The organism is Actinoplanes teichomyceticus ATCC 31121, assembly GCF_003711105.1.
Lineage (GTDB): Bacteria > Actinomycetota > Actinomycetes > Mycobacteriales > Micromonosporaceae > Actinoplanes > Actinoplanes teichomyceticus.
In genome coordinates this window covers 2,444,136-2,461,171 of the sequence record NZ_CP023865.1, presented here as the reverse complement: position 1 = coordinate 2,461,171, position 17,036 = coordinate 2,444,136, and the positions used below count along the sequence as shown (strand labels likewise).

The 17,036-nt window shown below is 74.1% G+C and carries 11 protein-coding genes; 6 read left to right on the top strand and 5 right to left on the bottom strand.

Translation table 11 applies throughout. The features are described 5' to 3' along the window. Nucleotides 1-2: 2 nt before the first annotated feature. Genes ACTEI_RS11065 through ACTEI_RS11055 form a run of 3 tightly spaced genes read left to right on the top strand, consistent with a single transcriptional unit; the run spans nt 3 to nt 2,976 of the window. On the top strand, nt 3-989 hold the full coding sequence (locus ACTEI_RS11065; protein ID WP_145830853.1) for a protein kinase family protein: 987 nt from the start codon (nt 3-5) through the stop codon (nt 987-989). Further along, nucleotides 986-2,269, top strand: a complete 1,284-nt coding sequence (locus ACTEI_RS11060) for a trypsin-like serine peptidase (protein WP_122977566.1) — start codon at nt 986-988, stop codon at nt 2,267-2,269. Before ACTEI_RS11065 ends, ACTEI_RS11060 begins: the two co-directional genes overlap by 4 nt. Nucleotides 2,270-2,280: 11 nt before the next feature. Then, the gene (locus tag ACTEI_RS11055; RefSeq protein WP_122977565.1) at nt 2,281-2,976 is read left to right on the top strand and encodes a zinc metalloprotease; all 696 of its coding nucleotides are present in this window, start codon (nt 2,281-2,283) and stop codon (nt 2,974-2,976) included. 49 nt (nt 2,977-3,025) lie between these two features. Here ACTEI_RS11055 and ACTEI_RS11050 read toward each other — a convergent pair whose 3' ends face one another. From ACTEI_RS11050 to ACTEI_RS11035, 4 genes are all read right to left on the bottom strand, one after another. Continuing rightward, nucleotides 3,026-4,171: an iron-containing alcohol dehydrogenase gene (locus tag ACTEI_RS11050; protein WP_203723601.1), complete on the bottom strand. Its 1,146-nt coding sequence runs from the start codon at nt 4,169-4,171 to the stop codon at nt 3,026-3,028. Next, nucleotides 4,168-4,473 (bottom strand): putative quinol monooxygenase, encoded by a 306-nt coding sequence (locus ACTEI_RS11045; protein WP_122977564.1) that lies wholly within the window; start codon nt 4,471-4,473, stop codon nt 4,168-4,170. The genes ACTEI_RS11050 and ACTEI_RS11045 overlap by 4 nt, the downstream gene beginning before the upstream one ends. 76 nt (nt 4,474-4,549) lie before the next feature. Continuing rightward, on the bottom strand, nt 4,550-5,422 hold the full coding sequence (gene focA, locus ACTEI_RS11040) for a formate transporter FocA (protein ID WP_203723602.1): 873 nt from the start codon (nt 5,420-5,422) through the stop codon (nt 4,550-4,552). 142 nt (nt 5,423-5,564) lie between these two features. Continuing rightward, complete coding sequence (locus ACTEI_RS11035; RefSeq protein WP_239082301.1) at nt 5,565-7,880, bottom strand: DUF4153 domain-containing protein; 2,316 nt, start codon at nt 7,878-7,880, stop codon at nt 5,565-5,567. Nucleotides 7,881-8,203: 323 nt separating this feature from the next. Here ACTEI_RS11035 and ACTEI_RS11030 point away from each other — a divergent pair, with 323 nt between their 5' ends. Next, nucleotides 8,204-9,049, top strand: coding sequence for a glycosyltransferase family 2 protein (locus tag ACTEI_RS11030; RefSeq protein WP_122977563.1), 846 nt, complete (start codon nt 8,204-8,206; stop codon nt 9,047-9,049). Then, nucleotides 9,046-10,266 carry a CorA family divalent cation transporter gene (locus ACTEI_RS11025; protein ID WP_122977562.1) on the top strand — a complete coding sequence of 407 codons (1,221 nt, stop codon included), beginning with the start codon at nt 9,046-9,048 and terminating at the stop codon, nt 10,264-10,266. The genes ACTEI_RS11030 and ACTEI_RS11025 overlap by 4 nt, the downstream gene beginning before the upstream one ends. 120 nt (nt 10,267-10,386) lie before the next feature. Here the strand turns inward: ACTEI_RS11025 and ACTEI_RS11020 are convergent, their stop codons facing one another. Continuing rightward, nucleotides 10,387-15,540 carry a GH92 family glycosyl hydrolase gene (locus ACTEI_RS11020; RefSeq protein ID WP_122977561.1) on the bottom strand — a complete coding sequence of 1,718 codons (5,154 nt, stop codon included), beginning with the start codon at nt 15,538-15,540 and terminating at the stop codon, nt 10,387-10,389. 218 nt (nt 15,541-15,758) lie between these two features. On the opposite strand from ACTEI_RS11020, the gene ACTEI_RS38915 reads away from it, so the two are divergent. Then, nucleotides 15,759-16,985 carry a sensor histidine kinase gene (locus ACTEI_RS38915; RefSeq protein ID WP_122977560.1) on the top strand — a complete coding sequence of 409 codons (1,227 nt, stop codon included), beginning with the start codon at nt 15,759-15,761 and terminating at the stop codon, nt 16,983-16,985. The last annotated feature ends 51 nt before the right edge of the window (nt 16,986-17,036 follow it).

Here is a 17,036-nt window from a genome sequence, read left to right as displayed (position 1 = left end):
CGGTGCCGATCGCGGTCGCGCTGGCCGAGTTGCGGCCGCTGGCCGAGCGTGCGCTGACCATCGACGACGGCGGCACGGCCACCGTCGAACACGTCGAGTACCGCGGTCGCGCCGTCGTCTTCAAGCGCTACCAGGACAGCGCCTCGGCGGCGGAGCTGACCAGGCTGATCCGCTGGGGGCGGAACCTGCCGGCCGCCGACCGGGCCGCGCTGCGCGGGATCGCCGCCTGGCCGCAGGCGATGGTGTACGACGGCAGCCGGCTCGTCGGGCTGCTCGTGCCGCTCGCGCCCACCGGTTTCATCACCGGCGGCAAGCCCCGTTCGCTGGACATGCTGGCCGGCGACGAACGGGTGAAACGGACCGCCTTCGGCCATCTGATCGCCGCGGTCACCTGGTTCCACGACCGCGGCGTCGTGGTCAACGACCTGGCCGCGCCGAACGTCCTGGTGGCCGCGGCCGGCGACGGGATCCACCTGGTCGACTGCGACTCCATGGTCGGCGAGCACTGGGCGCCCGTGCTGCCGCGCAACGCCGCCCCGGAGGACGTCCGCGACGTCGTCGGCGACGTGGACGATCCGACCGCGGCCACCGACTTCGCCCGCCTGGCGCACGCGATCATCTGCGGCCTGTTCGACGCCGAGGTGGTGGACATCGACGACCACGATCCGGAGCTGGTCCGGATGGTCGGGCGGGAGACCGCCGCCTTCCTCTGCGCCGCCCGGAGGATGACCCTCGGCGACGAGGCGGACGCGATCTGGCGGCTGCTGGGCGACGCCTGGCGGGGCGGCCGGCCCGGCGACGTGCTGGGGAGCGAGCCGCCGCTCTACGACGAGTGCCGGATGCCCGGCCTGGACGGCTGGATGCGCGACGGGGGCCTGTCGCGCACGGCCCACCGGCAGCCGCTCGGTCCGGCCCGGCTGCTCGTGCTGACCGTGACCGCGGTGGCGCTGCTGCTGATCGGCCTGCTGGCCGGGATGAGCCTGCGATGACGGACCTGCTGCTGCGGATCGACGGCGTCAGCCACCGCCTGGCCGAGGCGGACGTCTGGTACCTGACCCGGCAGCGGGACGGGCTCGTGCCGACGCGCCGGCGCTGCGGCGCCGGCGAGCTCGGCCACTTCGTGTCCCGGCGGGGCCGCTGGTACTACCGGACCGGGGACCCGGCCGCGCTGCCGGTGCGGCTCAACGGCCGCGTCGTGCAGGACCCGACGACGCGGCTGCCGCGCGGGCCGGTCCACCTGACCTGGGAGCGGCCGGCCGGCCCGGTGGTCCGCGACGTCCAGCGGTCCGGCTACGACGAGGCGGCGATCGTCCGCGCCGTCCACGCCGCCTGCCCCCGCTACGAGGATCTGGAGCTGCTGCTGGCCGACGACCTGAGGCTGGAGCTGTTCCACATCTCGCCGCCGGCCGACATGCGGTGGGTCGTCGACGAGGTCATCCGGACGGCACGGGCGTACGGCTGGCTCACCGACCTGCTGACCGCCGTGCGTTTCGCCCACCCCCGGGAGCCGGCCCTGGACCCGGTGATGCCGCGGTTCGACCAGGAGTCGATGGTCGACGAGGCGAACGGGCTGTCCGACCCGTTCGCCTTCGCCGCCCGGCTGGTACGTGCCTGTCCGCAGGTGTGCCAGATCGACGTGACCTCGGGCTCGCGGCGGTCGGCGGGCACCGGTTTCCTGGTCGGTCCGCACATCGTGCTGACCAACTACCACGTGCTGCGCGACGTGCTCGACGAACCGGGCTCGCCGGCCCGGGTGGCGTTCACGTTCGACCTGCACGAGCACGGCGACGCCCGCTTCACCCGCCGGGCGCCGCTTCGCCTGGCGGTGGACTGGCGGCTCGCCGCGAGCCCGCCGGAGGAGCTGGACTACGTCCTGGCCCGGCTGGACGGCGTGCCCGGCTACGACGAGCTGCCCACCGGTGAGCGCCGCGGCTGGCTCTGCCCGTCCGGCGCCGCGATCGCCCGGCCGAGCCGCGGTATGCGCCTGGTGATCCTGCAGCATCCCCGCGGGGTGATGCTCAAGCAGGCGTTCGGCGACGTGCTCGGCGTCGACGGGGCCGGCACCCGGCTGACCCACCGGGTCAACACGATGACCGGCTCCTCCGGCTCGCCCTGCTACGACGTGGACCACTTCCGGCTGATCGCCGTGCACCGGGCGGGGGCAGCGGACTCCGGCCCGGCGGCGTGCAACACCGCCGTACCGGTCCAGGCGATCCACGCCGATCTGACCGCACGCCGTTTCGACTTCGACCTGCTCACCGATTTCTGAGAGGAGACTTCGTGTCCTTCATCTGTGTCGATCGTGTCCCGGGTGTCGCGCTGCAGGACCGGCTGGACCGGCGGGCCGGCCACGCCGAGGAGGCCGCGGGCCTGTCCGGCCACTTCTGGACCGCGGGCGGCGACCTGCGGGTACGTTTCCTGGACGGACCGCGCGACCTGCGCGAGCGGGTGATGGCCGCCGCGGCGGACTGGACCGCCGGCACCGCCCTGTCGTTCACCGTCGTCACCTCGGGTGGGGCGGACATCCGGGTCACCTTCGCGGGCGCCGGCAACTGGTCGGCGCTGGGCACGCTGAGCCGGGAGACCGAGATGTTCCCGGCCGGTGCGCCCACCATGTGCCTCGGCGAGGCGCCCGGGGCGGCGCCGGCACGCATCGCCCAGCTCGCCCGGCACGAGTTCGGCCACGCCATCGGCCTGATCCACGAGCATTCCAGCCCGTCGGCGGGGATCCGCTGGAACCGGCCGCACGTGCTGGCGGCCCTGGCCGGCCCCCCGAACTTCTGGACGCCGCAGGAGGTCGCCGACAACGTGTTCGCGCGGTACCGGTCGGAGCAGACCCAGTTCACGGCGTTCGATCCGGACTCGGTGATGCTCTACGCGTTCCCGCCCAGCTGGACGCTGGACGCGATGACGTTCCCGGAGAACATCGAGCTGTCGGCCCAGGACCGGGCGTTCGTCCGCGGCATCTACCGCTGAGCGGCGCCGGATGGCGGGCGGCGGGCTTCCGGCCGCCCGGCGGGGCGGGTCAGTGGGCCGCGCGCAGCACCGCGGTCAGCTCCGGTTCGCTCAGCGGCACCGGGTTGCCCTGCATGCTGCTGGACCCGGCGGCCTTGGCGGCGACCTCGGCGAAGAGCTCCGGCCGCAGCCCCGCCGCGCTCAGCGGCCGGACCCGCAGCGCGGCGACGGTCCCCCGCAGCCAGTCCACCGCGTCGGCGACGGTGGCGTCCGGGCTGCCGGTCAGCAGCCGGGCCACGTGGGCGTACCGGGCCAGCGCCGGCGAGGCTGGGTCGCGCTCGCGAAGTGCCTGGACGTTCGCCTCGACGACGGGGGCGAGCAGCGCGGCGCAGACCATGCCGTGCGGCGCGTCGACCATCCCGCCGATGACACCGGCGAGCCCGTGCACCGCGCCCAGCTTGGCGTTGGCCAGCGCGATGCCGCCGAAGAGGCTGCACAGCGCCATGTCCTCGCGGGCGGCGTGGTCGTCGCCGTGCTCGTAGGCGCGTCGCAGCGCCGCGGCGCCGCGGCGCAGACCCTCGGCCGCGACGGCGTCGGTGGCGGGCGTCGCCTTCGGCGAGACGTACGGCTCCAGGCACTGGGTCAGCGCGTCCAGCCCGCTGCTGGCGGTCACCGGCGGCGGGCAGGTCAGCGTGAGCAGCGGGTCGACCAGGGCCACCGCGGGCAGCATGTGCCGGCTGCGGATGCTGACCTTGAGACCGCGGTCCGGTACCCGGAACACCGCGTTCGCCGTGGCTTCGGCGCCGGTGCCCGCGGTGGTGGGCACCGCGACGAACGGCGCCGCCGGCCGCTCGACGGGCACGCCGCGGCCGACGATCTCCAGATGGTCCAGCGGGTCCGTGCCGTTGCCGAGCAGCACCGCCACCGCCTTGCCCAGGTCCAGGACGCTGCCCCCGCCGATCGCGACGACCAGGTCGGCGCCGGCGGCGCGGGCCCGCTCGGTCGCCGAGCGCAGGTCGTCGACGGTGGGCTCGCCGGCGGCGGTCACGACGGCGACCGGTTCCAGCCCGCCCAGCAGGTCACGGTGCCGGGACGGGTCCCGGCCGGTGCACAGCAGCAGCCGGGACCCCATCGCCGGCAGCAGCCCGGCGAGTTCGCCGGCCCGGCCCGGGCCGAACATCACCCGGCCGGGCAGGGCGAGATCGAACCCGCTCACCAGCCGTCCGCCTCCGGGAAGGCGGCGGCGAACCGCGTCGAGGCGCGCGGGGCCGCCATCATCGGCGCCACCGCGTCGCGCCAGCGCGCGTAGTGCTCGGTCTGCTTGTGCGCGTCCGCCGCGGCCTGGTCGGCGTAGACCTCGCTGAGCACCACGTGCTCCGGCTGGTCCTCCCGCTGCAGCACGTCGAAGCGGCGCACACCCGGCTCCCGCAGCGACGCGGCGGCGTTGCGCCGGGTCTCGGCGAGAAACGCCGGCAGATCCTGCGGTTTGACCTGAACGTGCACGTGGACGACCAGCATCCCGACCTCCCGACGTTGTCCCGGCCTGATCCTAGGCAACCCGGCCGCTGTCGCGCGGTGTGACGCGCTCGTGCGGTCAGGGCCTCTCGGCCGGCTCGACCCGCCGGCGGTGGAAGATCGTCCAGTAGAAGATGCCGATCATGATGCCGCCGCCGACGATGTTTCCCAGGGTGACCGGCACCAGGTTGTGCAGCAGGAAGTGCGGCCAGGTCAGGTCCGTGAAGTCGGCCGGGACCAGGCCGGCGCCGGTCCAGAAGTCGGCGCCGGCGTTGTCCTTGATCAGCAGGCCCAGGGGCACCATGAACATGTTGGCGACCGAGTGCTCGAAGCCCGCGGAGACGAAGAGGGCGACGGGCATGGTGACGGCCAGGATCTTGTCGGTGGTGGTGCGGCCGGAGTACGCCGCCCAGACCGCCAGGCACACCATGAGGTTGCACAGGATGCCGAGGACGAACGCCTCGGGCAGACCGTGCTGCACCTTCGTCAGGGAGCTGTGGAGCACCACCGCGCCCCAGGCGCCGTCGGCGTTGTGCCAGACGCCACCGGCGTAGACCAGGGCCACCATGGTCGCCGCGCCCAGGAAGTTCGCCAGGTAGACGACCCCCCAGTTGCGGAACAGCTGGCCCCAGGTGATCCGCCCGCTGGCCCGCGCGGTGAGCGTCAGCGTCGAGGACGTGAACAGCTCCGCGCCGGTCAGCACGACCAGCACCAGCCCGGTGGCGAACACGATGCCGCCGAGCACCTTCGCCCCACCCGACCAGGTCACGTTCGCCGCGCCCACCTGGCTGGTGGTGTAGAAGACGAACCCGAGAGCGATGTACCCGCCGGCGGTCAGGCCGAGGAGGAAGGACTTCAGTGGCTTGCTGGTGGCCTTGACGTACGCGGCGTCCTCGGCGGCCTGTGCCATCTGTGCCGGGCTGAGCATGAACGGCTCGAGGCTGGTGGACATGGACACGATCGTGCCTCGGACACCGCCGGCGCCGCACGGGCAGAACGGTCCGGCCGCGGCGGCCGATGGTCATCCCGCGCCGCTGACGGGGCGCGCCCGGCGCCGCCGGAGCGGGCGCCGGGCGCGGGGCCGGGTGAGCCGCTCAGCGGCGCTTCTTGGGCAGGTCGAACTGGTCGGCGGCGCGGCAGTCGGCGTGGTCGCCGATCGCGCCCGGGCCCAGGTCCCGCAGCGCCTCGCGGGCCCGCGAACGGCCGAGGTTCCACGCGTACCAGGGGTCCGGCTCGGCGAGGTCCTCGGCGATCCAGCTCAACGTGCACCGGCGTACCGGGTCGGGCAGGCGGGTCAGCGCCGGCGTCGCGTCGGCCGAGAGCGCCCGCAGGTACCAGGCGTCGATCTTGCCGGTCTGCTCGTAGCGGACCGTGTTGCGGCGTGCCGCGTAGCCCTCCGGGTCCAGGACCGCGAGGCCGAGCAGCATGAGCACGGCCAGCCCGACCGTGGCGCGCGGGATCCACCGGCCGTTCCAGCGCACGCCGGCCGCCGCGACCAGCACGAAGACGATGCCGAGGAGCATCTCGGACGACATCACGAAGATCCGCTCCCCGGTGAAGCTGTAGACCTTCTGGTACGCCCACATGCGCGACAGCGCGGACGCCACGATCACCACGCTCAGGCCGCAGAGCAGGCCGAGCAGGACGCGCAGCAGGACCCGGTCGATCGGCTGGTCCCGCCGGGCCCACCGGGCCAGCGCGGCGACCACGGCCAGGGACAGCAGCGTGACGGCGACCAGCTGCCAGAAGCCGCTGCGGGCGTACTCGGCGTAGCTGAGCCCGGACGTTCTCAGCACGTGCCGGCGCCCGCCGAACAGCACGGTGAACTGCACCGCCACGAACCCGCCGAACAGCAGCACCAGGGCCGAGCCGGCCGGCGCCCATTCGATCAGCCCGAACCGGCCCCGGCCGGGGGTGTCCAGGCTGGACGTGGCCGGCGGCGCCGACAGGGTGTAGATGCCGGCCACCGCGATCAGGGCACCGGTCACGGCCAGGAAGATCCAGCGGAACACCGACCCGCCGTCGAGGTCGGGCACCGCCTCGTCGAGCAACGCCGAGAACGCGACGTCGGCCGAGGACAGCAGGGCGCCGAAGACGAGCAGGACCACGACGGTGAGCGCGGCCGAGAAGCCGATCCGCCGGACCAGTCCCGGGTCACGGGCGCCCCGCAGGTGCCGGCGGACCCAGGGCAGTCCGCGCAGCGCCGCGTACGGGGTGGCCACCAGGCTGAACAGGATCGACCGGACCAGCCGGCCGCCCACGATGGCCAGCGCCGCGCATCCGAGCGCGCCGAGCACGCTGAACGTCACCAGCCACCAGGCGTTGCGGAAGGCCGGGACGAGCAGCAGGGCGAGCGCCGCGGCCGCCCAGCCGGAGCGGATCCACCGCTCGGAGCGCGGCAGGTCCGCGGATCGCCGGACCGCGCCCACGACACCCAGCGTCAGCACGAGCCAGCCGAGGAACCAGCCGATGCCCGTGCGGGTCAGCGGCACGAGGAACGCGAAGCCCAGCGCCCCGGCGAGCACACCGGCCGGGACGGCGCGGCCCCGGGTCGTGGCCGGGCCCGGCCAGTGCTTGTCGCGGAACCGCTGCCACGCCGTCGGTTCCGGCTTGTAGGGGCCCCGGGGAAACGGCGGGGGTGGCGGGGCGGTCCGCGGGTCGTTCCGTGTCAGGAACGCCGGGGCCGGTTCGGGTCGCGGCCGGGGTGACTCGGGGGTCGGCCCGGCGGGCGCGGGAGTGGCGGCGGGCCGGCGGGTCGCCGTCGTGCCGGCCCCGCTCCCCCCGGCCGGGCCGGCACCCGATCCCTCCGGACCGGCCGGATCCGCGCCGGACTCCTTCACACCGGGCGAACCTGCGCCGGGCTGCGCCGAGCCCGGCTGCCCCGGGCCAGGCTGCGCCGGGCCGGGCCGCTCCGGGCCGGGCCGCTCCGAGCCGGGCTGCTCCGAGGCGGGCTGCGCCGGGCCGGGCTGCGCCGAGGCGGGTTTCTCCGAGGCGGTCGCGCCGGACGGCTCGCGGTGACCGGCTGTGACCGTCGGGCGGGCGGCGACCGCGCTGTCCGGCGCCGCCCCGGTGGCCATCCGGGCGGCGGTCGCGCTTCCCGGCACGGCCTCGTCGGCCACCCGGTCGGTGGCTGGGGCCGTGCCGGGGCCGGCCGGGTCGGTGGTGGCCGGCGACTGCACCGGGACCATCGGGACGAACAGGGCGTATCCCCGCGTGCCGGAGGGGATCTGGACCGGGATCGCCCACGCCGGCGCGCCGTCCGGCCCCGGCCACACCATCGACGGGAGCGCGTCGGTCGGCGGCATCACCAGCAGTGGGGGCGCGGGCGCGGCGGGCGCGTCGGTGTGCGCGCCCGCCACCGGCCGCGCCGGGTCCGTCGGATCTCGTTGCTCCGGTGGCAGCTCGGCCACGGCACCCTCCTAGGTCGCTCGGTCCGCACACTGTAGGCGGTTCGCTCCCCGATTTCTACGGTGGGACGGGTCCGTACCGGCTCGACGACTGTCCGTGGCCACAGGCGACACGGAAGGCGATACGCCGACCGGCCCGGCCACGGCTCGCGGCGACGCGGCGGGCCGCCTCGGAGGCATCCGGCGTACCGGTCGAACCGCCCGCCGGATCGGGGCTCCCCGAGATCAGCAGCCGCCCGGTAGCGGATCGGCCCGGCGCCGACCGTCGCCTTCGGACCGTCCTCTGCGGACGGCGCCCGGCACGACGCCGTGACTAGGATCGAAGGATGATCAGCGTCATCACGCCGGCTCTTCCGCATCACGTCGACCTGCTGGCCCGGGCCTACGACGCGTTGCTGCGGCAGGACGTCGACTGGGAGTGGCTGATCCAGATCGACGGCGCCGCCGACGAGCCGGTCGAGCAGCGGATCCCGGGCGCGGCGACGGACCACCGGGTACGGGTGGCCGCCAACGGTGAGCGGCTGGGCATCAGCGCGACGCGCAACCGCGCCCTGCTGCGCTCCGCCGGCCGGTGGGTGGCCCCGCTCGACGCGGACGACGAGTACTTCCCGGACGCCCTGGCGCGACTGTGCGAGCCGTTGCGGGAGCGGCCCGACCTCGGATACGCCTTCGGCGAGAGCATCGATCTCTTCCCGGACGGCAAGCGGCTGGCCAGGTTCACGCGCCGCCCCTACGCGCCCGGGCCGGTGCCGCGCGGCCGTCCGGAGGAGGTCTGGCGGCTGCACAAGAACCTGTTCTTCCACCCCGGCGCGGCGATGTACGACCGCACGTGGCTCCTCGCGGCCGGCGGGTGGCCGGCCGGAACCGAGATGGAGGACCAGGATGTCCTCTTCGCCGTCTCGACGTTCGTCCCGGGTTGGTACGAGCCACGCCCGGTCTACCTCTACCGGCAGCACGCCGGGCAGACGGTGCGGTCCGCCCGGTTCGAGGCCAACCGGGAGGACTATCGCCGGTGGAGCCACCACCGGCTGGTCGCCCTGCGCACCCTGCGCGGCGACGATCCCCGGACGCTGCGGGATCTGGAGCCACCGCTGCCCACGCCCGCGGAGATCAGCACCTTCACCACGCCCGCATGGCAGGCGGAGATCGCGCGTCAGGTCCGCGCGGCATGACGCCGCCGGCCACCTGCGAGCTGCGCGTCACCCGCGGCGACGAGGAGTTGCGCCTGGTCACCGGCGCCCGCGCGGACATCGCGCGGCGCAACCGGACGATCCCCGAGACCGACAACTTCCGGCACGAGCTGCTGGGGTCCGGGTGGATCACCGACGGGGCCGACCTGACCACCCTGCTCGCCCCCGGCGCCGACGGATGGGACCTGGAGATCGGCGAGCCCGGGCCGGAGACGACCGGCGCCGTGCGGCTGATCCTCGCGCAGCTGCTTCCGGCCGAGGCGGTGGACGAGCTGACCGCCCTGGCGGACGAGCTGGCCCGGCGACCCATGCCCTGGCACGCCGAGTGGATCTCGCCCGTGCCGCCGGCCCTGGCCGGCGAGGGCGCGTCGTGGTTCGACGTGCTGGTCCCGTCGGTGAACTGGCGGCAGGGCGACGCCACCGCCGACCCGGTGGCGTACTACCGGCACGCCCGGATCGTCTGGGCCGCCCGCTGGTGTGTCATCGTCTGGACGGCCCGGTCCGGCGGGGAGGGCTCGCCGTACCGCACGTGGGGGCTGCCCGACCGGAGGGCGTCGGACGGGGTGCGCGGCGGCGACGGCCACGCCCGGATGACCCGCTTCCTGGAGGCGGTGGTGGGACACATCGAGTGGTCGGTGGACTCGGTCGATCTGGAACTGGAGACCTGGGAGAACTATTTCCTGGAGCAGGCGTCCGGCGACGGCGGCCTGTTCGTCGGCCCGGATCTCGACCGGTTGCAGCGTCACCTCGCCCTGCTCGGGCGCGGCGCCACGCTCAACCGTGACGCCATCCGCACCCTGGTGCGCCGCAAGGACATCCAACCCGGGATGACCGACGACATCCGGGAACTGGTCAGGCAGAGCTGCGAGCGGTTCCTGACGCAGTCGCAGGGGCAGCGCCGGGCGGTCCGGCAGTCGTTCGACCTCATCGCGAACGCCACCTCGGGCCAGCAGTTCCGGCTGGCCCAGGAGCGGGCGGATCGCGACGGCGTGTTCCAGGCCACCGTGGGCATCCTGGCCGCCGTCTTCGTGGCTCCCGGGCTGATCGCCGCGTTCTACGGGGCGAACGTCAAGGGCCTGCCGGGCGCCGACGCGCGGGCCGGGCTGTGGTACATGCTGCTGGGTTCGATGCTGGCCGGGCTGATGAGTGTCGGGCTGATCCTGGTGGTGCGCGCGCAGTCCCGGCGCCCCCGGGGCTGACCGGGCGCCGCCGGGGAGCGGGCCGTGGCGGCGCGCTCCCCGGCGGGTACGTCCGCCGAGCCCCGGTCACCCGGTGACCAGGGCTCGGCAGTCCCACCCGGGTCGCCGACTCGGCGCCCGTCAGCGTGATGCCGGCCGCGCCGCCCCCGGCACGCTGACGGTCGCGCCCGGGACGACGCCGGCGCCGGTGGCGGACCGCGACGCCGAGACGGCCGGTCGCGTCCCCGCCGCGGCCACCGTCACGGTGAACGTGGCCGTGCCGCTGGACAGCCGGTCCCACGCGGTGACGTGCACCCGGTAGGTGCCCGGCCGGGCGTACGTGTGCTTCCCGCCGATCGCGCCGGCGGCGTCCACCGTGGCGTTCTCCGGGACCGTGCCGTCGCCCCACTGCACGCGGGCGTGGTAGCCGGTGGCGCCGGGGACGCCGCCGGTCACCGCACCCAGCGCGGCGGACAGCTCCTGCCCCGCGGTGGCCGTCCGGTCGGCCGCCGCGGTCAGCGCCAGCTCCGGGCGCGGCGTGCCGTCGTCGGCGACCGCGAACACGTGGATGCGGCCGGCCGAGCCGGGGTCACCGGTCTGCTTCGGCAGGGTCACCGAGACCAGGGTCTTGCCCTCCGGGATCCGGTACGGGGCGGTGGCGAACAGGAACGGCTGCGCGCTGTCCCGGTCGGTGCCGTGCAGCCGGTACCCGGCCCGGGCCACGACGATGTTGCCGTACGACGGCGTGCCGGTGGGGTTGCCGCCCAGGGTCCAGTCGCTCATCCGGATGTCGATGGCCGCGGTGCTGCCGTCGCTGAACGTCGCCGTGCCGGTGGTGCTCTGGTCGCCCTGGGTGCCGGCGCCGATGAACGCGATGGTGCGCGCGTCGGCCGGCAGGTTCAGCTCGATCGTCCGGCCGTTGCCGGTCGCGTCGTCGGGTTGCCCGGCCGGGGTCGCCGGCAGCGTGAACCGCAGTCCGGTCCCGGGCACGGACACCGGCTGCCCCTGGGTGACGCCGGCCGCCGCGAGCGCGGCCCGGGAGTACGCCCACGACTTGGCGTCGCAGTTCGCGCCGAGCACGCCGTCGTCGCCGATGCAGACGGTGTCGAACGCGGCGGTGAGGCCGGACTCCGGCACGTACGCCACGTCCACGCCGACCGTGGCGGAGTCCTGGCCGGTCCCGTCGGTCACCGTGACGGCGGCCTGGTAGTGACCGGGCCGGGCGTACGTGTGCGAGCCGCTCACCCGGTACACCGCCCGCGAGCTCAGGGTCGTGGCGCCGGTGCTGACCGGCGAGCCGTCGCCCCAGTCGATGGTGGCCCGGTAGGTGCCGGCGGCGCCGCCGGTGACGGTGGCCAGCGGGACGGACACCTCGGCGCCGGAGCGCGCCGCCACGCCGCTCGCCCCGGTCACCGCGACGGAGCCACCCCCGAGCTGCACGTCCCCGCCGGCGAGCAGCTCGATCTCGGCGAGATTGGCCTGTTCGGCGCCGGTGGTGCCGGTGACCGCGAGGCGGAACCGGGTGTAGCGCCCGGGCCGGTCGATCCGGAACGGCCGGGTCTGGTTGCGCCAGGCGAACGTCTCGCCACGCCGGGAGTCCACCGTGGTCCAGGTGATCCCGTCGCGGGAGCCCTGCAGCTTCCAGTCGCTCGGATCGCCAGGCTTCGCGCCCGAGGTGAGGGTGTAGTAGGTCGGCGCCTGCCGGCCGCCCCGGTACGACCAGTCCACCTGCGGCGTGCCGGAGGGGAACGTCATCTGCGTGGCCGACGAGTCGTCGAACAGCCTCGCCGCGTCCTGGACGCCGGCGGTCGCCGCGCCCAGACCCGGACCGGTGGTGTCCTGCAACGGCTTGGGGGGCTGGTCTCCCCTGGTCAGCGACTTCGGCGCGGCGTCGGCGCCGGTCCCCCACGACGACGGGTGCGGGCCCATCCGGAACTCGACGGTGCCGCCGCGGGCGAGAACCGACGAGTCGATGGAGACGCCGCGCTGCGGCTTCCCGTTGACCTTCACGCTCTGCACGTGGACGTTGCGGGTGCTGTTGCCGTCCGCCGTGACCACGATGTCGCCGCCGGCGCGGCGCACGGTCATCCGGGTGAACTGCGGCGAGCCCACGACCCACTGCGACGACCCGACCTGCAGCGGGTAGAGGCCCAGCGAGCTGAGCACGTACCACGCCGACATCTCGCCGTTGTCCTCGTCGCCGAGGTAGCCCTGGCCGATCTCGCCGCCCACGTACAGGCGCTGGAGGATCTCCCGCACGATGGCCTGCGTCTTCGCCGGCGCGCCGGTGTAGGCGTACATGTAGGGGATGTGGTGGGACGGCTGGTTGCTCATGCCGAGCTGGCCCATCCGGACCGCCCGCGCCTCCAGCATCTCGTGGATGATGCCGCCGTACCCGCCGGGGTGGTCGGCCTTCTCCGGGGTGGCGAAGAACTCGTCGAGCTTGCGCTCCAGCGCCTTGCGGCCGCCGTACAGGTTGGCCAGCCCCCGACCGTCCTGCGGCGCGGTGAACGCGAAGTTCCAGCCGTTGGTCTCGGTGTAGACGCCGCCCCAGTCCAGCGGGTCGCCGTCGAGGAAGTTGCCGGCGGCGTCACGGCCCTGGAAGAACCCGCTGCGGGCGTCGAACAGGTGGACGTAGTTACGGGCGCGTTCCAGGAAGTACCGCGACTCCTCGGCCAGCCGGGCCCGCCGGGCCTTCGGCGTGGCCGGGTCCCTGGCCAGCGCGGCGGCCATGTTGCCGATGCCGTAGTCGTTGACGAAGCCCTCCAGCGCCCAGGACACCGACTCGCCGGTCGAGGTCGGCGTGTAGCCCAGGAACAGCGACGTCTCGATGCCCTTGCGGCCGACGGCGGCGCGCCCGGAGGCGACCGTCGCGTCCTTGACCGCCGCGTCGTAGGCGGCCAGCGGGTCGGGCAGGTCGACCCCGTTGAGGTACGCCTCGGCGAGCGCGACGTCCGCGCTGGTGCCGGTCATCAGGTCGGCGTAACCGGGCGACGACCAGCGGGCGATCCAGCCGCCGTCCCGGTAGTGCTGGACGAACCCGTCGGCGATCTTGGCGGCGACGTCCGGGTACAGCAGCGAGTACGCCGGCCACACGGTGCGGTAGGTGTCCCAGAAGCCGTTGTTGACGTAGATCTGGCCGTCGACGATCTTCGCGCCGGTGGTGGTCGCGGTCGACGTGCCGGTCGGCGCGGACACCGGGCTCGCGTACTGCCAGCGTGGCTGCGCGGCGGTGCCGGTGTTCTCCGACTGCGAGTTGGGGTACAGGTTGAGCCGGTACAGGTTGGAGTACAGGGTGACCAGCTGTGTCTCGGTGGCGCCGCGCACCTCGATCCGGTCCAGGCGGTCCTGCCACGCCGCGGTCGCGGCCGCGTGGACCTGCTCGAAGCTACGGCCGGCGACCTCCAGGCCGAGGTTGTGGCGGGCCTGCTCCAGGGAGAGGAACGACGTCGCGAACCGCAGCGTCACCCGCGGGCTCGCCGCGAGGTCGAAGGTGGCGGAGGTGGCCGCCGAGCCGGTCGGCGCGCGGTCGAACGTGCCGGCGTAGAACATCCGGCTGCGGCCGGCGGACAGGCCGCTGCCATTGTCCACCCAGCCGGTGACGGCGCCGTCCGTGCCGATGGTGAACGTGCCGTTCTGGAAGACCAGGCTGCCGGTGGCCGCGCCGGGGGCGAAGGTGAACTCCAGGATGCCGCCGTGGTCGGTCGGCGACATCCGCGCGATCAGGCCGTTCTGCAGCTCGACCCGGTACAGGTCGGGCCGGGCGGTCTCGTCGTCGTGGCGGAAGGCCAGCGCCCGCTCGCTCGGCTGGCCGGTGAGGTTGCCGCCGGCCGGCACCGGCATGACCGACATCTGGTTGCGGTCGCCCATCCACGGGCTCGGCTCGTGCGAGATCGCCAGCCCCTGCAGCATCGGCAGGTTGGCGGCGTTGTTGCCGCGCTGGTACACGTACTCCCACGAGTCGCTGGTGGCGTTGGTGACCGGCGTGAGGAAGTTGAACCCGTTCGGCAACGCCGTGATCGGCAGGTTGTTGCCGCGGGAGAAACCGCCGGAGGCGTTCGTGCCGCGGCGCGTGTCGACGTAGCCCGGGGTGGAGCCGTCGACCGGCGCCGGGGTCCCGGTGATCGTCACGTCGTCGAGCCAGCCCTGGAAGCGGGTGGCGGCGGTGGCGGCCGGGTTGTCGTAGGCGAGCAGGATCCGGTCGATCGTCTTGCCGTTCGCGACCGCGCCGATGTCGGACTGCACCGCGTTCCACTCGTCGGCGTACAGCACCTTCGCCGCGCCCTGGCCGGCCGCGGTGAGCGGGTAGCCGTGCTGGTCGAGCGGGGCCCGCCGGCTGAGGTAGCTGCCGTCGGTGAAGTGCAGGTCGACCGCCGCGTACGTGGCCGGGTAGCGCAGGTCCTCGCCGGTGAGCTCGGGGAAGATCCGGTAGCTGAGCCGGGTCTTCGGCCCGACCGGGATGTGCACGTCGAACAGCCGGTTCGTCGCGTAGGACCGGCCGGCGGCCAGGGCGCCACCGGCGTACCGCAGCGACGCCACCCCGGTGAACCCGGCGCCCGGCTTCATGTTGGCGCCGCGTACCGGGCCGGATCCGACCACGCTGACCATCGGGGTGGCCGGCGGCCGGACGTCCGTGCCGTCGCTGAGGTCCCAGTCGGCGAGCTGGATCAGCGAGTCACCGGAGTTCGCGGTGATGGTGAGCCGGTAGTAGGCGTACGGCGTGGTGTTGGTGAAGGTGTAGGTGTTGGTGGCGAACCGCCCGCTGAAGCTCTGCCCGGTCCGCCTGTCCAGGTCGGTCCAGCCGGCGCCGTCGGCCGAGCCTTGGAGGACGAAGTCCCTGGGGTCCCGGCCGGGCGCGTCGTTCGCCGAGGTCAGCGAGTACTTCACGACGGTTGCCGGGGTGGCCAGGCGGTAGGCGGCCCAGCCGGTCGGGCTGAACGCCAGCCACTTGGTCGACGTGTCGCCGTCGGCGAGCTTGACCGCGGTCTCGTTCGGCGCGTTCTCGGCGCTGGCGGTCACCTCGGTGACCCGATCCCGCACGCTGCCGGGCAGCCCGGCGCGGATCGATCCGGTCAGATTGCCCTGGATCGGCGCGCCTGTCGCGTCGACCTCGGCGGTGCTGGCCGCGGGTTGCGGGTCGGCGGACTCGACGGAGGAGCGGAAGTCGCCGGGCCGGGGCGCGGCGTGCGCCGTGGCGGGCACGGCGAGCACCCCGAGCGGCAGCAGCAACGTGCCGGCGACGGTCAGCCACCGCCGGAGGGGTGAGGCAGCGAGGGAGCCGCCGATCGATTTCATGCGTACTCCAAGGGGCGCGGGTGCACAGTGGATGCCGGCACGAGAGATCGCCAGCGTCACCCGCTCCTGACAACGTTGTCAATATCGATGCGGAAACTTACTGGAAACCTCCTGAAGAGTGCGGCGCGCTCGATCGGTTCCGGCCACCGCGCCGCGCGCCGGGCGTACGGTGAGGTGCGCGGGCGCTGCGAGACACGAGCTGGCGAGAGGCGACCACGGTGACCCCGATACCACCGACGGACAAGCGGGCGCAGGCCACGGCGGCGCTGGCGCGCTATCACCTGTTCGACGGCCCGCCCGAGCCGGACCTGCAGGCGGTCGTGGAGCTGGCCGCGCAGCTGTGCCAGGTCCCGATCTCGATCCTGTTCGTCATCGACGCCGAGCATCAGCACCAGGTCGCCGCCGTCGGCATCGACACCGCGATGTGCCGCCGCGAGGACTCGATGTGCTCGGTCGCCATGGTCACCCCGGAGCCGATGTACGTCGAGGACGCCCGCGCCGACCCGAGATTCGTGGCCAACCCGTTCGTCACCGGCCAGTTCCAGCGGTTCCGCTTCTACGGCTCCACCCAGCTGCGCGCCCCGGACGGGTTCGTGCTGGGCACGCTGTGTGTGTTCGACGAAGTCCCCCGCGTGCTCGGCGAGCAGCAGCGGGCGGCCCTGGACCGGCTCGCCCGGATGGCCGTCGACGTGCTGGAGCTGCGCCGGCACGGGTTCCTGGTGGCCGACCTGTTGCGCCAGCACCAGCGCACCCGCGCCGCGCTGGAGGGCACGAACGAGACGTTGCGACACTTCGCCGCCCAGCTCGCGCACGACCTGCGCAGCCCGCTGACCGGCATCCTGGCCTACACCGCCGAGCTGCGCCTGATGCCCACGGTGAACGCCGACGCCGACGCCTCCTGGTGCACCGACCGCGTCTCCGCCGCGGCGCTGCGGATGGGCACGCTCATCGACGACGTGCTCGCCCAGGCCACCGCGGCCAACGCCGGCGACCCCGTCGACGTGGACCTCGCCGAGATCACCCGCCAGGTCCTCGACGACCTGGCCGTACAGATCATGGAGGCGGACGCCGAGGTGACCGTGGGCGAACTGCCCACCGTGCCCGGCGACCGCACCCAATGGCACATCCTGCTGCAGAACCTCATCGGCAACGCGGTCAAGTACCGCCATCCGCAGCGGCGCTGCCAGATCACCGTCACCGCCACCACCGACCCCGCGTGGTACCGCGTCTGCGTCGCCGACAACGGCATCGGCATCCCCGCCGACCAGCGCGAACAGGTGACCCGACCGTTCACCCGCCTCAACCCCGGGCACAGCCCCGGACACGGGATCGGCCTGTCCACCTGCACCCGCCTGGTGCACACCCACGGTGGACGGCTTCAGATCGGCGACACCCCGGGCGGCGGCGCCACCGTCTGCATCACCATCCCCACCGGCACCGGCTGATCGCGCGGCCGGGCCGGGCCGGGCCGCGGAGCCACGGCCGACCCGGTACGG

Excerpts from the sequence above, each read along its gene's own strand:
- ACTEI_RS11060 (WP_122977566.1), top strand. The coding sequence starts at position 986 with ATGACGGACCTGCTGCTGCGGATCGACGGCGTCAGCCACCGCCTGGCC.
- ACTEI_RS11045 (WP_122977564.1), bottom strand. The coding sequence starts at position 4,473 with ATGCTGGTCGTCCACGTGCACGTTCAGGTCAAACCGCAGGATCTGCCG.
- focA (WP_203723602.1), bottom strand. The coding sequence starts at position 5,422 with ATGTCCACCAGCCTCGAGCCGTTCATGCTCAGCCCGGCACAGATGGCA.
- ACTEI_RS11030 (WP_122977563.1), top strand. The coding sequence starts at position 8,204 with ATGATCAGCGTCATCACGCCGGCTCTTCCGCATCACGTCGACCTGCTG.
- ACTEI_RS11025 (WP_122977562.1), top strand. The coding sequence starts at position 9,046 with ATGACGCCGCCGGCCACCTGCGAGCTGCGCGTCACCCGCGGCGACGAG.
- ACTEI_RS11020 (WP_122977561.1), bottom strand. The coding sequence starts at position 15,540 with ATGAAATCGATCGGCGGCTCCCTCGCTGCCTCACCCCTCCGGCGGTGG.